Source organism: Bacillus sp. FSL L8-0358 (genome assembly GCF_038593095.1).
Taxonomy (GTDB): Bacteria; Bacillota; Bacilli; order Bacillales; family Bacillaceae; genus Bacillus; species Bacillus subtilis.
Genome location: NZ_CP151962.1, coordinates 2,374,333 through 2,393,085 on the forward strand (window position 1 = coordinate 2,374,333; position 18,753 = coordinate 2,393,085).

An 18,753-nucleotide genomic window follows, 5' to 3' on the forward strand; every position below is an offset into this window, starting at 1 on the left:
TTCCGCTGGACAATAAAGGAAATGAAAAGATAAAGGGGTTTTCTGAAGATGAGCCGACTTCTTGCGCTTTTAATATTAGTCATCCCCGGGGCTATTTCTGCTTTAGGCATTAAACTGATGAGAGATACACTTTTCGGCCATACAATCAAGCCATTTTCAGCTCTTTGGCTCCAAGGGTTGTCAGGATTCATCTTTTTTGCGATCGGCCTCTATGTGCTGGCCGGGTTCATTTTATACAGAGACAGAAAACGCAATCAAGTCAGCCCGCGATTCAGAAAACGATAGCTGAAAAAAAGCCGGAGAATGCTCCGGCTTTTTTTGTTGCATTATTCGTCAGGCAAAACGGTCTTGGCAATCGTTTTGTCTAACGCTTCATAATCATAATAAGAAATCGTATCGTACAGTTCTTTTCGTGTCTGCATATCTTGAAGTCCTTCTTTTTGTGACCCGTGCTCCTTCATCAAACCAAACATCCGCTCACAAGCTTTTGCCGCCGCCCGAAGCGAGGTGACAGGATATATCACCATGTGAAACCCCATATCTTCGAATTCATCGGCACGATAATACGGCGTTTTCCCAAATTCAGTCATATTCGCAAGGAGCGGAACGGGGATACGCTCAGCAAACTGGCGGAATTCATTCTCCGCCTGTAGCGCTTCCGGGAAAATTGCGTCCGCTCCCGCCTCAATGTAAGCCTCTGAACGTTTTATTGCGGCATCAAGCCCTTCCTGCGCCCTGGCATCAGTACGAGCAACAACAATAAGGGAGGGTGCCGTTTGTTTAATGGCTTTTATTTTTTGCGCCATTTCCTTTATCGGAACTAGCTGTTTGCCATTTAAATGTCCGCATTTTTTTGGGAGCTGCTGGTCTTCTATTTGAACGGCTGCTACCCTGGCTTCAAGCATCTCCCGGGCTGTTCGGGCGGCATTTAAGACACCGCCAAATCCCGTATCGATATCCACAAGCAGAGGCAGATCAGCTGCACGCACAAGATCTTTGGCCCGTTCAGCTATCTCTGCCGATGTGATGATCCCTAAATCAGGCAGCCCCCTGCTGGCTGTATAGGCAGCACCGGACAAATAAATAGCAGAAAAACCGGCTTCTTTCGCAAGCAAAGCGGCCATCCCGTCATGGGCGCCGGGAATTTGAAGAATGTCCGGTGCTGACATCAGCTTGCGGAAACGCCCGGCAAGCTCCTCTTGTGACGATTGCTTATTGACGATCCACGACATGAAACAAATCCCCCTTTTACATGCAGAACATGTCTACGAATTCATTTACGCGCATCGTTTGTAATGTCTCATAGCTGGTACAGCGCTCATAAATGTGTTTGTGCTGTTTATCAGGAAAATGGGTTTTGAGATTGTCAGAAAACTTTTCCAGCAGTTTCGGCACTGCTTCCTCTCTTCGAAAACGATGGCCGAGGGGAAACTCACATTCCACCATTTCCGTGCTCGTTCCGTCTTTAAAATGAACCTGAACGGCATTTGAGATGGAACGTTTATCAGGTTTCAAATAATCCTCGGTATATGTTTTATTTTCAGTCACTTCCATTTTATCACGAAGATTATCTATTCTCGGATCATTCGCTGTTTCAGCTTCATAATGCTGTGCGGTGATATCACCAAAAAGCAAACCGATTGCTGTAATGTATTGGAGGCAGTGATCACGGTCTGCCGGATTGTGGAGCGGGCCTTTTTTATCAATGATTCGGATAGCGGATTCATGCGTTCTGATGACAACTCGGTCAATCTCGTCAATCCGGTTCTTTACCTGCGGGTGAAGAATGACGGCGCACTCCGCCGCTGTCTGGGCGTGAAATTCCGCAGGATAAGACACTTTAAATAACACATTTTCCATGACATAAGCGTCGAGCGGTCGGGCAAGCTTGATCTCTTTCTTATTGAATAAAACGTCTTGGAACCCCCAACCCTGTGCACTCAGGGCTGTCGGATAACCCATTTCCCCTTTTAACGACATCAGCGCCAAATGAACACCTCTGCTCGTTGCATCTCCTGCCGCCCATGATTTACGCGAGCCTGTATTCGGTGAATGGCGGTATGTCCTCAATGCTGCATTGTCAATCCATGCATTCGAAAGCGCATTTTTGATTTCTTCTCTACCGCCGCCCAAAAGCTTTGCCGCAACAGCGGTTGTCGCAACTTTGACAAACAGCACATGGTCAAGGCCAACTCGATTTAAGCTGTTTTCTAACGCCAGCACACCTTGAATCTCGTGCGCTTTGATCATCATCTCAAGTACGTCGCGTACCGTTAACGGCTCTTTTCCTTCAGACAGCCTCACTCTTGATACATAATCAGCAGCGGCAAGGATCCCTCCCAAGTTATCGGATGGATGCCCCCACTCCGCCGCCAGCCACGTATCGTTGTAATCGAGCCAGCGAATCATGCAGCCGATATTAAACGCTGCCCTCACAGGATCGAGAACATATGACGTTCCCGGTACTTTGCTTCCATTCGGCACAGTCGTTCCTGGAACAATCGGGCCAAGCAGCTTTGTGCATTCCGGATACCGTAGCGCCAAGATCCCGCAGCCCAGGGTATCCAGTAATACATGCCCCGCTGTTGTATACGCTTCGGCACTTGTAATCTCTTTTTCAAGCACATAGTCTGTGATTTCTTCGATAACACGATCCGTTTTCGGCATTCTACCAGCTCCTTTCATGATTTTGTTTGATATCGCGGGCCCATGTAACTGACACGGGGGCGGAAGAGCCGATTATTGGCATGCTGTTCGATCACATGAGCGCATAAACCGGACGTTCTCGCGCTGAAAAAGACCGGCGTATATAAAGGAATCGGTATGCCGAGCATCCAATACACCGGGGCAGCATAGTAATCCAAATTCGGGTAAAGCCCTTTTTCCTTCTCCATCAGCCGCTCACCCGCTTCACACATCTCATATAAACGATGGTCACCGGCTTTATCGCATAATTGCTGCAGCGCCTCTTTCATCATGAGTGCTCTCGGGTCCATTTTTTTCATATACACCCGGTGGCCGAAGCCCATGATTTTTTCTTTTCTTTTCAGTTTTGTTTGCAGAAGCTGCTCAAAATCAGATGTCGTTTTTGCCTCCAAAAGCAAATACATTACAGCTTCGTTTGCTCCTCCGTGAAGATTCCCTTTCAGGGAAGCGACAGCCCCAGTCAAAGCCCCATAAAGATCTGAATGTGTAGATGCAATGACCCTGGCCGCAAAGGTTGAATTCGGCATCTCATGCTCACTGTACAGGACGAGCGACCGGTCAAAAATCTGTTCTTCCAATGAAGACGGCAGTTTCCCTGTCATCATGTATAGAAAATTCGCACTGTAGGATAGGGTTTGAAGCGGAAGAATCGGCTCTTTCTTATTAATGATCCTGTAGCTGGCAGCAGTGAGGGCAGGCATTTTCCCAAGAAGCTGATAGGCGCGTTCTTTGTTTGCGGAAGGAGACCGATCATCAATTTGCCGATCATAGCCAGCAAGTGCCGACAGGCCGGTACGCAGACTATCCATTGGATGAGTGTCCTCAGGGAGCAGCTCAAGCAGACGGAGATGATCAGCAGGCAGGCTTGAGGCACTGTTTATTTTATGTTCCAGCGTCTCCATTTCACTTTCTTCTGGCAGCCTGCCCTCCAGCAATAAATGGACAAGCTCCAGATAGCTTTTTGTTTCAGAAAGTTCTATTAAATCATAGCCTCGTATCAAAATCTGGCTGGACTGGGTGTCAAGATAAGAAATATGAGTTTCTGCCGCAATCACACCGTCCAACCCAGGAGAATAATGCTGTTTCTCCTCCATATCCTCAACCTCCGTTTTTGCGTTTTTTGTCTATCAGGTTCCGCCAAGCAAATACTTGGAAATAATCAGTCTTTGAATCTCGTTCGTCCCTTCATAGATTTGCGTCACCTTTGCATCGCGAAGCAGGCGCTCAACCGGATAATCCTTCATATAGCCATATCCCCCATAAATTTGAACGGCGTCTAACGCCGCCTTCACGGCTGCATCGGAAGCAAATTGTTTAGCCATAGACGCTTCTTTTCCACAATTTAGGCCACGGTTATGAAGGTCTGCAGCGTGGTAGACAAGATGTCTTGCCGCCTCAGCCCTAGTCGCCATATCAGCCAGCTTAAATGAAATGGCTTGATTGGCTGCGATCGGTCTTCCAAATTGCACTCGCTGCTTCGCATAATTAACGGCATGCTCAAGAGCCGCCTCTGCAATTCCGAGCGCCTGTGCCGCAATGCCGATCCGGCCGACATTTAAATTCGCCATAGCAATGTGAAAGCCATCCCCCTCTTTGCCAAGCAAATTGGCTTCAGGCACTTCTGCATTATCAAAAATCAGTTCCGTAGTATTGGAGCCATAAAGCCCCAGCTTTCTTTCTTTTTTTCCAACGGTAAAACCGGGTGTGTTTTTTTCAACAATAAAAGCCGAAATCCCGTGCCTGCCTTGATCTGGAGCTGTTAAAGCAAATGTGATATAGATATCAGCTGCTCCGCCATTCGTTATGAATATTTTCGATCCGTTTAATAGATATTTGCCGTTCTTTTTGATTGCTGTTGTGCGAAGGCTCCCGGCATCCGACCCCGAGTGAGGCTCCGTTAGTGCAAATGCGCCCAAATGGTCTCCTGACGCGAGCTTTGGTATATATTTCATCTTCTGTTCTTCGTTTCCGAAATACAGAATCGGATTTGTGCCGACTGAGGTATGAACGGAGAGAATCACGCCGACAGCCGCGCTGATTCTAGAAATCTCATGAATCGCCAAAATATAAGAAACAACGTCCGCCCCGGCACCGCCGTATTGTTCCGGCACCGGTATTCCCATCAGGCCGTATTCGCCCATTTTTTTGATCAGCTGAAAGGGAAATTCGTCCGTTTTCTCCATGATTTCCGCAGCAGGAGCAATTTCTTTTCGTGCAAAATCACGCACCATCTTTCGCATCATGACTTGCTCTTGGGTTACATGCAACTCGGCCACCCCCGGATGGAATAGACTTCAGGAAGTCCTCTCCTCATAGTCATAAAAACCGCGTCCGCTCTTTTTGCCAAGCCAGCCTGCTTTGACATACTTGCGGAGCAGCGGGCAAGGACGGTATTTGGAATCGCCAAGGCCTGAGTGAAGGACTTCCATAATTGATAAACACGTATCCAGTCCGATAAAATCCGCTAATGCAAGCGGCCCCATCGGATGATTCATGCCCAGCTTCATCACTTCGTCTATCGCCTCCGGCTTCGCCACTCCCTCATACACGCAATAGATGGCTTCATTAATCATTGGAAGAAGCACACGGTTGGAAACAAACCCAGGAAAATCATTGACTTCTACCGCTGTTTTCCCCATCTTTTCCGCTAATGCCATAACATCTAAGGCCGTTTCTTCTGATGTAGCCAAGCCGCGAATCACTTCAACCAGCTTCATTACAGGGACGGGATTCATAAAATGCATGCCAATAACCCGTTGAGGCCGGTTTGTTACAGCAGCGATTTCTGTAATAGGCAAGGAAGATGTATTGCTGGCCAAAATCGTATGAGGCGGGCACATGCGATCAAGTGTTTTAAACATCTCAGTTTTTGCCGCCATGTTTTCTGCGATAGCCTCAATCACAATGTCCGCATGCTCTGCCTCCTCAAGCGTTTGAGAAATCGAAATGCGGCTGATTACGCTCTTCACTTCCGTCTCGGTCCTTTTTCCTTTCTCAGCATCACGGGCCAGCTGTTTCTTCAGCCGTTTCAATCCTGCCTCCGCAGCCTCTTTATTCACATCGTACATCCGTACATAAAAGCCCGCGTCGGCAGCTGTTTGAGCAATTCCGCTTCCCATCTGACCTGCGCCAGCTACCATGATTTGTTTGATTTCCATTCAAATCCCCTTTTTCATCATGTTTTAATGAACCTGCACTAAGACGGCGTCTCCCTGTGCTGCCCCGCTGCAAATAGCGGCAACGCCGAGCCCCCCTCCCCGGCGCTTTAATTCATAAACAAGCGTCATGAGAATTCTTGCCCCGCTCGCGCCGATCGGGTGGCCGAGCGCGATCGCACCGCCATTTACATTTACTTTTTCAAGATCGAAACCTACGATTTTTTCACATGTCAAAACAACTGAAGCAAAAGCTTCATTTACTTCAAACAAGTCAATATCTTGGACAGTTAAATCGTTCTTTTTCAGGAGCTTGTTAATGGCAAATCCCGGCGCTGCCGCCAGCTCGTGCGCTGGCATTCCCGTAGTTGAAAAACCAAGAATTGTAGCCAGAGGCCGTTTGCCAAGCTCAGCAGCTTTTTCCTCAGACATCAGCACGAACGCGCCGGCTCCGTCATTGACCCCAGGAGCATTGCCGGCTGTGATAGAACCGTCACTTGCATAAATCGGAGCAAGTTTCGCGAGCTGATCCAGACTTGTGTCACGGCGAATCGCTTCATCTTTATCAACAACGTTTGGTTTTCCTTTTCGACCGATCCAGTTGACGGGAACAATTTCATCCTGAAACTTCCCTTCATCGGCTGCCTTAGCTGCCCTTGCATGACTTCTCAACGCCCATTCGTCCTGCTCTCTTCGTGAGATTGCATATTCCTTGGCAGCTGTATTTCCGTGAACAGCCATGTGCACCTCGTCAAATGCGCACGTTAATCCGTCATACACCATTAAGTCCCTAAGCTCGCCGTCCCCCATCCTTGCTCCCCAGCGCCCGGCGGGAACGGCATACGGAATATTGCTCATGCTTTCCATCCCCCCCGCAACAAGTATGTCCGCATCCTGCGCCCGAATCATTTGATCACATAAAGTGACAGCGCGAAGGCCGGAAGCACAGACTTTATTCAGTGTTTCTGACGGCACACTCCAAGGCATTCCCGCCAGACGGGCAGCTTGACGGGAAGGTATCTGCCCTGAGCCGGCCTGGACAACCATGCCCATGACGTTTCCTTCTACATCATCTCCAGAGACTCCAGCCCGTTGCAGCGCCTCCTTCATCACAATGCCCCCAAGCTCAGCAGCTTTCACCTCTTTCAATACTCCGCCGAATTTGCCAAATGGAGTTCTTGCAGCACTTACAATGACTGTTTTCCTCATGGTTTCACCTCATTCAGAAGATAGACAGCGCTTACAATTTCTAGTTGTCTTCTATGAATGTATGCTTTGAAACGGGCATGAATGAATGAAAAAAGAAGGCTGCGTCAAACAGCCTCCTTCTAAACAACTATTCATTTTTCAGCAATGCCGCAGCCTTTTCTGGAAAGTCGGTAAACATGCCGTCTGCTCCCGCTTCAATGAGACGCTTCATATCTTCCGGACGATTGACTGTATACGGCCTTACCTTAATCGAACTGTTCCTCATTTTCTTCAGCACTTCATCTGTGGCCCCTGGGCTGTTTAGCTTCGGGTGATAGCCGGAAGCCGGAATAGATATGATATATTGATCTGCCTGATAAAGCACATCTGAAGTTAATACTGCCCGTTCGATATGCGGTGCAAGCCGGGCGCATAGCGCCAAGCTGTCATGATTAAAGGTGGATAGGATGACTCTCTCCTCTACATTGAATCGCTTCACTGCCTCCAGCACTTTTTCTTCCATTCCCTCATAGCGGATCACGCTGTTTTTTAATTCAATGTTGATGAGAAAATCCTTTTTTACCGCCCACGAGAGCACATCTTCTAGCAGCGGCACTTTTATATCGCTGTACGCTTGATCGTGACCAGCGGCCGCATTCGCAGTCTTTACCTCATCATAGGTTGTATCCTTCACGAATCCTTTAAGTGATGTCGTGCGGTTAAGTCTTTCATCATGAATCACAACAATGCGTCCGTCTTTCGTCAGCTGTACATCAAGCTCTATCCCATCTGCTCCGGCTTCAATTCCTTTTTCAAATGCAAGCATTGTATTTTCGGGAAATTGACCTGATGCCCCCCGGTGGGCAAAAATCTTTGTCATCGTTTCACCTCAAACCCTAAAGTTTTCTCCATTATACTTATTTTGTCGGCTCCACTCTAGGATTAAGGCAATCTACTGATCATAATAAGAATCAATGCCGTTGACAATCGCATCGGCGGCCTTTTGCTGGTATTCTTCACTTCCCAGCTTGTCCGCATCAGAGCTGTTAGTGATAAACCCAAGCTCCGCCAACACGCTTGGCATTTGTGAATATGTAATGACGTAAAAGTCTGATTCTTTCACGCCCCTGTCTCTCGTTTGTAAGGAAGAAACGAGCTCTGACTGAATATCGGATGCCAGACGCCGGCTGTTCTCCCCTTCATAATCAGATTGAAAATACGTTTCTGTTCCTGAAGCTGAAGCAACCCCAGAATTCACATGAATGCTGACAAAAAGGTCAGCCTGATTGGCACTTGCCTTAGCCACTCTTTCCTCCAAGGTCAGAAAATGATCGTCAGACCGGGATGCAACAGGATTGGCTCCCTCCTCTTTTAGTTTGTCTGTCACATGCTCTGAGACAGCCAAATTAATATCCTTTTCAAAGAGCCCGTTTCCGACCGCTCCACTATCTTCACTGCCGTGTCCGGCATCAATATACACCGTTTTCCCTTCTATCGGCTCTGCTGCCTGTGCACAAGGCGCGAGCGTCAAAGCCAATCTGCACAGCGCCAAGCTCCTCCATAACATTCTCAACTTACTCCCTCCGGTCTTTTTATGACGAGTTCTTTCGCAGCTGAATATCTTCCAGCTGTAAAGTTCCATTATCCTTCTTTGTATATTTCACCAGGACATGTGTCTGATCTGGCAGTGATTCACATTCATCACGTTTATCCTTCGGAACTTGTATCATGGTTTCTTCTCCATTAAGAGAAACCGCAATCGTATGAGGATCAGCCGAGCCAATGTATTTTCCCTCTTCGGTAAACCTTGGCACTGAGTCATCCGCACTTGCAACACTGCACCCCGAAAGAAAGAGCGCAGTAAACAGCAAAAGAACCGTTTGTTTCACATGACCACCTCTTCCTGATGTTTGGCTTTTATCTTTGACCAGAATGGCGAATTTGTAAAGACAACGCGAATGCAGGCGAGCAAGTTCCATGATTTTCAAAAGGGCTATACGACCCGATCATTTCCTGTTGTTAGAAAGATAACGAGCAGATTTGTCTATGAGGATGGCTCTAATTGAGGCGCCAATTAGAAAAAATTAGCGGAAAGAAGCAACTTTTTATTCATTTTAAAAAATTTGAGAATAGGGTGAGCAAATCGTTTGACGGGTGGGTCAGCCAAGCGTAACCTTTTAAAGGATATTTACTTTATTGAAAGAAGTTAAAGCCATGAAAAAATTCGTTCTGCTGCTGGCGGCAGCTGTCATCACATGCTCCATCGGCCACCAAATCAGCGGCGGCTACAAAGGTCCCGAAAAAGAGCGGCGAAAACATCACTCTGCATTCAAGATATTCAGTCGGTAAAGCAGATCAATTGCATTAATTTTTACATATAGGCTAGAATATGTGCGAATCCAAACGAAAGAAGATGATCAAATGAATCCTAAGTATAAGCCACTGTTTGAACCATTTACGTTTAAAAGCGGCGTTACAATCGACAACCGGATCGCGGTAGCACCGATGACTCATTACGCTTCTAATGAAGACGGTACAATATCTGAAGCGGAGCTCGACTACATCATCCCCCGTTCAAAAGAGATGGGAATGGTGATTACAGCCTGCGCAAATGTTACACCGGACGGAAAAGCATTCCCCGGGCAGCCGGCCATCCATGACGATTCCAACATTCCAGGTTTAAAAAAGTTAGCACAAGCCATTCAGGCACAAGGCGCTAAAGCCGTTGTACAAATTCATCACGGCGGTATTGAGTGCCCGTCTGAGCTCGTTCCTCAACAGGATGTTGTGGGGCCAAGTGACGTGTTTGATAACGGCAAACAAATTGCTCGCGCATTAAAAGAAGAAGAAGTGGAAAACATTGTGAAGGCGTTTGGAGAAGCGACAAGACGCGCCATTGAAGCCGGCTTTGACGGTGTCGAAATTCACGGGGCAAACGGCTACTTGATTCAGCAGTTTTATTCTCCGAAAACCAATCAGCGCACGGATCGCTGGGGAGGAAGCGATGAAAAACGATTAGCCTTCCCGCTCGCTATTGTCGATGAAGTGAAAAAAGCCGCTTCAGAACATGCGAAGGGTGCGTTCCTAGTCGGATACCGTCTGTCTCCGGAAGAACCTGAGACACCGGGATTGACAATGACTGAGACTTATACGCTTGTTGATGCTTTAGGGGATAAAGAATTGGATTATCTTCATATCTCACTGATGGACGTGAACTCAAAAGCGCGCCGCGGTGCAGATCCGACTCGCACACGCATGGACTTATTGAATGAACGTGTCGGAAACAAAGTGCCGCTGATCGCCGTCGGTTCCATCCATTCCGCTGATGACGCGCTTGCCGTCATCGAAAACGGTATTCCGCTAGTCGCTATGGGACGCGAAATTCTAGTTGACCCTGACTGGACGGTAAAAGTAAAAGAAGGCCGTGAAAAGCAAATCGAAACAGTGATCAAAGGCACAGATAAAGAAAAATATCATTTGCCTGAACCGCTATGGCAAGCAATTGTGAACACGCCAGGCTGGGTGCCTTATAAAGATTAATATGCAAAGACTGCCGTACCGATTCGGCAGTCTTTTTTCCCTTTATATAAATAGTTTGTGTACACATCTAAACAGCAAAAGAAAGAGCTCCCCACCTACTTCGAAAAGAAAATCTAGGAAAAACCCCTCACGCTTTCTTGCTTTTTTCTTTTTCATTCGTACGTCTCCTTTTTACATTAATACGCCTTACTTACGATTTTGCAGGAGAAAGGTTTCATTTTATAACGGACACATCTGAGTCGATCATGCTTCGTGATCCTATAAGATGTATGAATGAACCAAAAGTGCAGGTAATACCGCCATTAGCTTTCCTTACTTTTCAAACCTATCCTTTACTATATGCGGATACTTACTATTCTTCTCCCATACTAACAAATGTCCCCAAAACAAAACGCCTCCTATTTATCAGCGCAAACTAATAAATAAAAGACGTTTGATTTAATGACCACTTAATAAGCTCATGTTTAAGAAGCCTTATGTTCTAATCTCAGCTTATCCGCAACCATTGCAATGAATTCACTGTTGGTAGGTTTAGCTTTTGTCATGCTGACTGTATAACCGAACAACGAGGAAATGGAATCAATGTTTCCTCTGCTCCATGCCACTTCAATTGCATGGCGGATCGCTCTTTCTACACGGCTTGCGGTTGTGTTAAATTTTTTGGCGATGTCCGGATAGAGGACTTTTGTAATGCTGCCGAGCAATTCGATGTCATTGTATACCATTGAGATTGCTTCGCGCAGATAGAGATAGCCTTTAATATGGGCTGGGACGCCGATTTCATGGATAATGCTTGTGATGCTCGCGTCGAGATTTTTCTTCTTTGGTTCAGGCTGGCTGCTGCGTATAATACTGCTTTGCGATGATGGCGCACGATGCGTCACACTGCTGGCATTTCCGCTGACCTGGCGGATATGGCCGACAAGGTTTTCCATATCAAACGGTTTGAGAATAAAGTAGGACGCGCCTAAATCGACGGCCTTTTTCGTGACATCTTCCTGTCCAAAGGCTGTCAGCATAATGACATTCGGCTGTTTTTTCAGATCTGATTCCCTCAGCCTCTCTAAAACCGCAAGTCCGTCTAAATGCGGCATAATAATATCTAATACGAGCACATCGGGATCTTTTTCTTTAAACAACGACAGGCATTCCTGTCCGTTATAAGCAACGCCAATCACTTCCATGTCTTCCTGTCCTTCTATATATTCACTTAACAGGCTTACCAGCTCTCGATTATCATCAGCAACACAAACTTTAATTTTCTCCACGTTTCTTCCTCCCCAAATGTAGTTAACAGGATTCACCCTTGCTACATGTTTACATTCGACAAAACCGCTATATACCCTTTAAAAAAATCATAATCACCAATATTAGTGGCATATCTTTGTTATTCTATGTTTTTCTCTGTTTTTCGACTAAAAATGAAATTTGACAAACAAGGAAACGTGAATTTGTCGAAAAATCTTCTTTTGTATATTTTACCTTATGTATTCTGAGAAGTGAAGAGGGATCAAAATAAAAAAACTGCCGGAAACTCCGGCAGTCAGCTTGCTTTTTCTTTTCCGTAAATATCGATTCCTGCTTCTGACAGCATCCATTCAATATGAACACCGTAGCCGCTTGTCGGGTCATTTACAAACACATGGGTGACAGCGCCGATCACTTTTCCATTTTGAATGATCGGGCTTCCGCTCATCCCCTGTACGATGCCTCCTGTTTCTTTCAACAGCCTTGGATCGGTAATTTTCAACACCATTCCTTTTGTCGCAGGGAATTTTTGCGGCGTTGTACTGACGATTTCAATATCGAATTTTTCTACTTTGTCATCATCAATAACGGTTAAAATTTCAGCCGGTCCTTTTTTGACTTCGGTAGAAAACGCAACCGGCAGTGCTTGATCTGATATGTTGTTTTGAATCGGCTGATGCAGCGTGCCGAAAATTCCAAATGGGCTGTTTCTGTTAATATCCCCGATCGTTTTGCGTTCTGAGGAAAATCGCGCCAGTTTTTCTCCCGGATTACCGCCTGTCCCTTTTTCAATTGATGTTACAGTGGATTTAACGATTTCTCCATTCTCCACAACAATTGGTTTCTTTGTGTCCATATCGGAAATCACGTGGCCAAGTGCTCCGTATTTTTTTGTTTTCGGTTCATAAAAGGTCATAGTGCCGATGCCGGCAGCAGAATCTCTGATATATAACCCGATTCTGTATTTACCTTCTCCTTCATCCTTTTCTGGGATCAGCTTCGTTTTGATTTTCTGTTTATCACGTTTGATCAGTAAGTCTAAAGATTCACCAGTTTTCCCAGCCTTTTGAATAAATGGGGCTACATCATTCATTTTTTCAATTTTCTGTCCATTCATCTCAATAATGATGTCGCCCGCTTCAATTCCGGCCGTTTCTCCCGGAGATTTTTTGCCTTCACTTGTATTAATTTGATGAAATCCGACGACAAGAACACCGACGGAATGAAGTTTTACGCCGATTGATTGTCCGCCAGGTATAACTTTTAAATCAGGAAGAACGTGCACTTTTGTTTTTTTAATTGGAAATCCGGCAAGATCGTATACTAATTCTGACTCACCAGATTTTTTGCCCGTCACCTTGATTTCATGCGGATCTTTCTTTACTGTAAACGCTTCTGAGGATTCTGATGTCTGAGCGTTTACCGATAAACTCGTTTCAATCGCTTGTGTTTGGGTTTCAAATACTCTCATTTGCGTTGGAATCAGTAAATATTCTTTTAGCGGTTTGCATAAACCTACACTTAATAACGAAACAAGGAGAATTAAACCTACTGCTTTTCTGATGTTATCGGGCATTCACTACTTCACTCTCCTCGCTCCTATCCCACACCTTCTTTATGACTTGCTGCTACATCATTTAATTTTGCCTTCTGACGGCTTATTTATAACTGTCATATGAAGAAAAACATTGGATATACTGATGAACGAATGGATGTGCACGAAAAAAATAAGCTGCGCTTCTCACGCAGCTTACCCAGTTGTTTTGACTTGATCCGCTTGTTTTAAAAGTTCTTTCGCATGGCGTTTCGTTAAATCGGTTACTTCGACACCTGCAATCATGCGCCCGATTTCCGCTACCTTTTCCTGCTTAGAGAGCGGCTTGACACGTGTCGTCGTTCTGCCGTCTTTTAACTCCTTCGCAATATAAAGATGCGTATCGGCCATGGCAGCCACCTGAGGGAGGTGTGTAATACAAAGCACTTGTGATCCTATTGACACCTTATGGATCTTCTCAGCGATTGCCTGTGCGACCCTCCCGCTTACACCGGTATCAACCTCATCAAAAATGATCGATGTCACATCCTGTTGTGAGGAAAAAATGCTTTTTATGGCAAGCATCACCCGTGACAGCTCTCCACCTGAAGCAACTTTCGAAAGAGATTTCAGCGGCTCGCCTGTATTGGTTGAAATTAAAAATTTCACCAGGTCAATCCCTTGTTCAGTCAGCTGAACGGGCTGGCCGTTTACAAGCGGCGCCTCTTCATTGCGTGACGCTGTTCTGACCTTAAATTCCGTATCAAAAGTTGATTTTTCCATGTACAGGCTTTTTAATTCCCGATGAATCTCATCAGCCAGCTTTTTCGCCCATGTTTTTCGGATTTGTGACACATTTGCCGCTTCCACTGCGACATCTTTGCCGACGGAGTCAAGCTCCTTTTTCAAGCTTTGAAGGTGGCTGTCCCTATTTTCAATTTGGTCAATCTCTTCTTCAATTTTAGAAGCATATTCCAAAATGTCTTCAACAGTGGCACCGTATTTTCGTTTCAGCTGTTTGATTTCATTAAGTCGCGTCTCAATATAGTTCAGGCGTTCCGGATCAAATTCAAGCTCATCCAGCATATTTCTCATCTGAAATGTAGCATCCTCAAGCAAATAGTAGGAGTTCGAAACACTTTCAGACATTTTTTTCAGCGGTTCGTTAATATCAGATATATCTTCTAGCTGCGCTGATGCCATTCCGACCCAGTCCAATCCGCCCTGCTCACTGCGAAGCGCGTTATATGCATTTTGCAGCGACTCATATATCTTCTCAAAGTTTGAAATTTGCTGGCGCTCTTCTTGGAGCTGTTCATCTTCGTTAAGCTCAAGCTTTGCCGATTCGATTTCTTCGAGCTGAAATTGAATAAGATCAAGGCGATGGGCCATTTCCTGTTCGCTTTCAGAAAGCTGCTTAAGCTTTTTGAGCAGCTTCATATACCGCTGGTACCCTTCCTGATACGTTTTGAGCGCGCTTTCCACTTCGGTCCCGGCAAACTTGTCCAAAAGCTGGAGATGATTTTCGTCTTCCATTAACAGCTGGTTATCGTGCTGCCCGTGAATATCTAATAAAAGCCTGCCGATCTCTCTTAGCGAAGCAATCGTGACAAGCTTGCCATTGACACGGCAAACGCTTTTCCCGCTCGTGCTGATATCCCTTCTCATGACGATCATTTCGTCTGAAACGTCGATACCCTGCTCAGCGCATACGCCTAAAACAGGATGGCCGCTCTCCAACAGAAACAGCCCTTCAAGTTCGGCTTTTGCTTCCCCATATCTAACAAATTCAGATGATCCGCGGCCTCCGACTAAAAGAGAAATGGCATCTATGATAATGGATTTGCCGGCTCCGGTTTCTCCTGTTAAAACCGTAAGCCCACGTTCAAAAGAAACCGTCAGTTCCTCAATAATGGCAAAGTTTTTAATCGATAGTTCAGCTAACAAACAGCATTACACCTCTTATCTTTGTTAGATTTTCTGTTACAGCAGTTCAAGGAGCCTGTTTTTTACACCGTCTGTATCTCCAGGAGTCCGGCAAATAATTAAAATCGTGTCATCTCCGCAAATGGTTCCCATAATTTCATCCCAGTCCAAATTGTCCATCAGCGCCCCGATTGCCTGAGCATTGCCCGGCATCGTTTTCAGCACGATCATATGGCTTGCTGAGTCTATTTTCACAAATGCGTCCATCAATGCCCGCTTTAGCTTAGACAGCGGATTGAAACGCTGGTCCGCCGGAAGACTGTATTTGTAAGAACCATTATTTGTAGGCACTTTTACAAGGTGAAGTTCTTTAATATCCCGTGATACCGTGGCCTGCGTTACTTTGTATCCATCCTGCTTTAGCATGTCGACCAATTCATCCTGCGTTTCGATTTCATTGCTTGTAATGATCTCTCTGATTTTAATATGCCTCTGGCCTTTGTTCATGTAAGCACCTCTATTTCCAAGCTTATCTGTTCTTTTATGTTATATGATTCTCTGCACATTGTACATGAATGCAGAAAAAAGGAATAATAGCGCCCTATTATTCCGGTACATCTGCCTTTTTTTCTTTTAACGTCTTATGTGCTTCTTCTACAACGCGCATGATCTCTTCTTCCGGCAGCTCCTGGCCTTCCTGTCCCTCTCCCGGCCAATGCAAATGAAGGAGAAACTCAATATTTCCGTCTCCTCCCGTGATTGGAGAAAATGACAAGCCTTTACAGATATAGCCTTCAGCGGCAGAAAAACTGATCATTCGCTTGAGCACATCAGCATGCACTTTAGGATCTCTGACAATCCCTTTTTTGCCGACGGATTCCCGTCCCGCTTCAAACTGAGGCTTAACTAGAGCCATGCAGTCGCTGCCCGGTACGAGTAAAGTCCTTAGGACAGGCAGGATGAGCCGCAGTGAAATAAAGGACACATCAATTGTGGCAAACTCCGGCATGCCCTTTGTAAAGTCTGCCGGTGTTGCATAACGAAAGTTCGTCCGTTCCATCACGACGACCCGTTCATCCTGTCTAAGCTTCCACGCAAGCTGATTATAGCCTACATCCACAGCGTATGACTGTTTAGCTCCATTTTGCAAAGCGCAGTCCGTAAAACCGCCGGTGGAGGAGCCAATATCAATCATAATTTTATCTTTGACAGAGACGGGAAATTCCTTCAGCGCTTTTTCGAGCTTTAAGCCGCCCCTGCTCACATACTTCAGCGGGTTTCCTTTGACTGTTAGTGGAAGGTCGCGATCAATTTTTTCTCCAGGCTTGTCCAAGCGGTTTTCGTTTGAATAGACGATCCCCGCCATAATGGCTCTTTTGGCTTTTTCACGCGTTTCCGCCAGCCCTCTTTCCACTAATAATACATCTAATCGTTCTTTTTTTGACGTCATGATCCAATTCCTTTGTGTGTCTTTGGCGGCATCAGTAATCTAATACGATTTGCCACCTGCTGTTTTGTCAGTCCAATTTCCTCAAGAAGCGCTGTTACGCTTCCGTGTTCAATAAACCGATCAGGTATACCCATTCTGTCAATCGGAGTATGATATTCACCTTGATCATGAGCGAATTCTAAAATCGAGCTTCCGAAACCGCCTTCTAAGACCGCTTCTTCAATTGTTAAAATTGGCAAGCCTTCTTTTAGGATACTCTTCATCATCTTTTCATCAATCGGCTTAATAAAACGCGCATTCACAACGCGCACGGAAAGGCCTTCTTTCTGCAGCTCTTCGGCTGCTTCAATCGCCATTTCTATTGTTGTGCCGAATGTTAAGATGACAGCATCGTTCCCTGGACGCAGCACCTCCCACGTACCGATCGGAATCGTTTTCAACTGTTCATCCATTTTTACGCCGAGTCCGTTTCCGCGCGGAAAACGCATCGCTATCGGGCCTTCGTCATAGCTAAGTGCTGTATGAACCATGTGCTGGCCTTCATTTTCGTCTTTCGGCATCATTAAGACCATGTTTGGAATGTGGCGCATAAACGCAATATCAAACACGCCTTGATGTGTCTCTCCATCAGCGCCGACGAGTCCTGCACGGTCAATTCCAATAAACACATTGGCGTTTTGGCGGCAGATGTCATGAACAACTTGGTCATATGCCCTTTGCAGGAAGGTTGAGTAAATCGCCAAAAACGGCTTCATACCCTGCATTGCCATAGCTGCCGCCATCGTTGCGGCATGCTGTTCTGCGATTCCTACGTCGAACATCCGGTCAGGGAATTCCTTTGCGAAACCTTCAAGCTTTGAACCGACAGGCATAGCCGGCGTAATGGCTACAATGCGTCCGTCCTCGCGCGCCATTCGCTGCACAGTTCCGCTGACAAGGCCGCTCCACGAAGGAGCTGCGGCTTTCGGCTTTACAAAGTCGCCGGTATTAATTTTATATGGTCCGGTACCATGCCATGTTCCAATCGTATCGGTCTCAGCCGGTTTGTACCCCTTCCCTTTTTTCGTGATGACGTGCAGAAGAACAGGGCCTTTCGTTTTTTTGGCGTATTGAAGATTCTCAATCAGCTCATGATAAGAATGTCCGTCCACTGGGCCCAAATACGTAAAACCGAGCTCCTCGAAAAACATTCCGGAGACGAGCATGTATTTCAGGCTGTCTTTGACCCGTTCCGCCGTGGCGGCAAGCTTGCCCCCAACTGCCGGAATCTTTTTAAATAAGTATTCAAGCTCATCTTTGACCCACTGGTATTTCCCCGCAGTACGGAGCCGTCCGAGCATAGAGTGAATGGCACCGACATTTGGCGCAATACTCATTTCATTATCATTAAGGATGACAATCATGTCTTTTTTCTCGTCGCCGATGTGGTTAAGGGCTTCGAGCGCCATACCGCCGGTCAGCGCGCCGTCACCAATGATCGGAATAATATATTCATCCGTTCCTTTAATATCACGGGCAGCTGCCATTCCCATCGCGCCTGACAGAGAAGTCGAGCTGTGCCCGGTTTCCCAAACATCGTGCTCGCTTTCACTCCGCTTTGGAAATCCGCAAAGCCCTTTGTACTGGCGAAGCGTCGCAAATTCTTTTCCGCGTCCTGTCAGCAGCTTATGGACATACGACTGATGGCCTACATCCCATAAAAATTTGTCTTTCGGGCTGTTAAATTCCTTATGCAGGGCAACAGTAAGCTCTACGACACCTAAGTTTGGGCCGATGTGGCCGCCGGAAGCGGATAAACTTGTAATTAAAAACTGACGGATTTCATCACTTAATTTCTCTAATTCATCAATGGACATGTTTTTTAAAAACGACGGGTCCTGTATTGATAAAAGATCCAAAGCGGATCAACTCACTTTCAGCATGAATTTCTGCAATGATACATGTCTTTTGCATGCCGAGCTGACAATAATCTCAGACATAAAAAAAGACAAACGCGCTTTTCCTTT

The 18,753-nt window shown here is 46.1% G+C and carries 18 protein-coding genes; 3 read left to right on the forward strand and 15 right to left on the reverse strand.

Annotated elements, in window-relative coordinates:
- Positions 1-48: 48 nt before the first annotated feature.
- On the forward strand, positions 49-285 hold the full coding sequence (locus NYE49_RS12080; RefSeq protein WP_003230304.1) for a DUF2627 domain-containing protein: 237 nt from the start codon (positions 49-51) through the stop codon (positions 283-285).
- Between the two features lie 41 nt (positions 286-326).
- Here NYE49_RS12080 and prpB read toward each other — a convergent pair whose 3' ends face one another.
- The 9 genes from prpB to NYE49_RS12125 form a co-directional block, all read right to left on the reverse strand.
- A complete protein-coding gene (gene prpB, locus NYE49_RS12085) occupies positions 327-1,232 on the reverse strand; it encodes a methylisocitrate lyase (RefSeq protein ID WP_015384056.1) in 906 nt (301 codons plus the stop codon).
- A gap of 16 nt (positions 1,233-1,248) precedes the next feature.
- Positions 1,249-2,667 (reverse strand): bifunctional 2-methylcitrate dehydratase/aconitate hydratase, encoded by a 1,419-nt coding sequence (locus NYE49_RS12090; RefSeq protein WP_080344209.1) that lies wholly within the window; start codon positions 2,665-2,667, stop codon positions 1,249-1,251.
- A 14-nt stretch (positions 2,668-2,681) separates the two neighbouring features.
- Entirely contained in the window at positions 2,682-3,800 is a 1,119-nt protein-coding gene (mmgD, locus tag NYE49_RS12095) for a citrate synthase (RefSeq protein ID WP_047182856.1), read from the reverse strand.
- A gap of 33 nt (positions 3,801-3,833) precedes the next feature.
- Positions 3,834-4,973 (reverse strand): acyl-CoA dehydrogenase, encoded by a 1,140-nt coding sequence (locus NYE49_RS12100; RefSeq protein WP_047182857.1) that lies wholly within the window; start codon positions 4,971-4,973, stop codon positions 3,834-3,836.
- A gap of 27 nt (positions 4,974-5,000) precedes the next feature.
- Positions 5,001-5,864: a 3-hydroxybutyryl-CoA dehydrogenase gene (locus tag NYE49_RS12105; RefSeq protein ID WP_015384060.1), complete on the reverse strand. Its 864-nt coding sequence runs from the start codon at positions 5,862-5,864 to the stop codon at positions 5,001-5,003.
- A gap of 24 nt (positions 5,865-5,888) precedes the next feature.
- Positions 5,889-7,070, reverse strand: a complete 1,182-nt coding sequence (locus NYE49_RS12110; RefSeq protein WP_047182858.1) for an acetyl-CoA C-acetyltransferase — start codon at positions 7,068-7,070, stop codon at positions 5,889-5,891.
- Positions 7,071-7,197: 127 nt separating this feature from the next.
- Complete coding sequence (locus NYE49_RS12115; protein ID WP_047182859.1) at positions 7,198-7,929, reverse strand: glycerophosphodiester phosphodiesterase; 732 nt, start codon at positions 7,927-7,929, stop codon at positions 7,198-7,200.
- A gap of 72 nt (positions 7,930-8,001) precedes the next feature.
- Positions 8,002-8,622: an N-acetylmuramoyl-L-alanine amidase gene (locus tag NYE49_RS12120; protein WP_080344210.1), complete on the reverse strand. Its 621-nt coding sequence runs from the start codon at positions 8,620-8,622 to the stop codon at positions 8,002-8,004.
- Between the two features lie 19 nt (positions 8,623-8,641).
- Positions 8,642-8,938 carry a hypothetical protein gene (locus NYE49_RS12125; protein WP_014480225.1) on the reverse strand — a complete coding sequence of 99 codons (297 nt, stop codon included), beginning with the start codon at positions 8,936-8,938 and terminating at the stop codon, positions 8,642-8,644.
- A 307-nt stretch (positions 8,939-9,245) separates the two neighbouring features.
- Between NYE49_RS12125 and NYE49_RS12130 the strand changes: the two genes are divergently transcribed.
- Together NYE49_RS12130 and NYE49_RS12135 are read left to right on the forward strand one after the other, a co-directional pair.
- Positions 9,246-9,398 (forward strand): hypothetical protein, encoded by a 153-nt coding sequence (locus NYE49_RS12130; RefSeq protein ID WP_015384065.1) that lies wholly within the window; start codon positions 9,246-9,248, stop codon positions 9,396-9,398.
- A gap of 72 nt (positions 9,399-9,470) precedes the next feature.
- Positions 9,471-10,589, forward strand: a complete 1,119-nt coding sequence (locus NYE49_RS12135) for an NADH-dependent flavin oxidoreductase (protein WP_017696437.1) — start codon at positions 9,471-9,473, stop codon at positions 10,587-10,589.
- 464 nt (positions 10,590-11,053) lie between these two features.
- Here the strand turns inward: NYE49_RS12135 and spo0A are convergent, their stop codons facing one another.
- The 6 genes from spo0A to dxs all read right to left on the reverse strand — a co-directional run bounded on the left by spo0A (position 11,054) and on the right by dxs (position 18,645).
- Entirely contained in the window at positions 11,054-11,857 is an 804-nt protein-coding gene (gene spo0A / locus NYE49_RS12140; protein WP_003226427.1) for a sporulation transcription factor Spo0A, read from the reverse strand.
- 275 nt (positions 11,858-12,132) lie between these two features.
- Positions 12,133-13,413 (reverse strand): SpoIVB peptidase, encoded by a 1,281-nt coding sequence (spoIVB, locus tag NYE49_RS12145; RefSeq protein WP_004398697.1) that lies wholly within the window; start codon positions 13,411-13,413, stop codon positions 12,133-12,135.
- A 174-nt stretch (positions 13,414-13,587) separates the two neighbouring features.
- Positions 13,588-15,318, reverse strand: a complete 1,731-nt coding sequence (gene recN, locus NYE49_RS12150) for a DNA repair protein RecN (protein WP_047182861.1) — start codon at positions 15,316-15,318, stop codon at positions 13,588-13,590.
- A 36-nt stretch (positions 15,319-15,354) separates the two neighbouring features.
- A complete protein-coding gene (argR, locus tag NYE49_RS12155) occupies positions 15,355-15,804 on the reverse strand; it encodes an arginine repressor ArgR (protein ID WP_015384067.1) in 450 nt (149 codons plus the stop codon).
- Positions 15,805-15,901: 97 nt separating this feature from the next.
- Positions 15,902-16,747, reverse strand: a complete 846-nt coding sequence (locus tag NYE49_RS12160; RefSeq protein ID WP_015384068.1) for a TlyA family RNA methyltransferase — start codon at positions 16,745-16,747, stop codon at positions 15,902-15,904.
- The gene (gene dxs, locus NYE49_RS12165; protein ID WP_003245985.1) at positions 16,744-18,645 is read right to left on the reverse strand and encodes a 1-deoxy-D-xylulose-5-phosphate synthase; all 1,902 of its coding nucleotides are present in this window, start codon (positions 18,643-18,645) and stop codon (positions 16,744-16,746) included. Before dxs ends, NYE49_RS12160 begins: the two co-directional genes overlap by 4 nt.
- Positions 18,646-18,753 lie beyond the last annotated feature (108 nt).

Coding starts and splice junctions, on each gene's coding strand:
- NYE49_RS12080 (WP_003230304.1), top strand. CDS start 49: ATGAGCCGACTTCTTGCGCTTTTAATATTAGTCATCCCCGGGGCTATT.
- prpB (WP_015384056.1), bottom strand. CDS start 1,232: ATGTCGTGGATCGTCAATAAGCAATCGTCACAAGAGGAGCTTGCCGGG.
- NYE49_RS12090 (WP_080344209.1), bottom strand. CDS start 2,667: ATGCCGAAAACGGATCGTGTTATCGAAGAAATCACAGACTATGTGCTT.
- mmgD (WP_047182856.1), bottom strand. CDS start 3,800: ATGGAGGAGAAACAGCATTATTCTCCTGGGTTGGACGGTGTGATTGCG.
- NYE49_RS12105 (WP_015384060.1), bottom strand. CDS start 5,864: ATGGAAATCAAACAAATCATGGTAGCTGGCGCAGGTCAGATGGGAAGC.
- NYE49_RS12110 (WP_047182858.1), bottom strand. CDS start 7,070: ATGAGGAAAACAGTCATTGTAAGTGCTGCAAGAACTCCATTTGGCAAA.
- NYE49_RS12115 (WP_047182859.1), bottom strand. CDS start 7,929: ATGACAAAGATTTTTGCCCACCGGGGGGCATCAGGTCAATTTCCCGAA.
- NYE49_RS12135 (WP_017696437.1), top strand. CDS start 9,471: ATGAATCCTAAGTATAAGCCACTGTTTGAACCATTTACGTTTAAAAGC.
- spoIVB (WP_004398697.1), bottom strand. CDS start 13,413: ATGCCCGATAACATCAGAAAAGCAGTAGGTTTAATTCTCCTTGTTTCG.
- argR (WP_015384067.1), bottom strand. CDS start 15,804: ATGAACAAAGGCCAGAGGCATATTAAAATCAGAGAGATCATTACAAGC.
- NYE49_RS12160 (WP_015384068.1), bottom strand. CDS start 16,747: ATGACGTCAAAAAAAGAACGATTAGATGTATTATTAGTGGAAAGAGGG.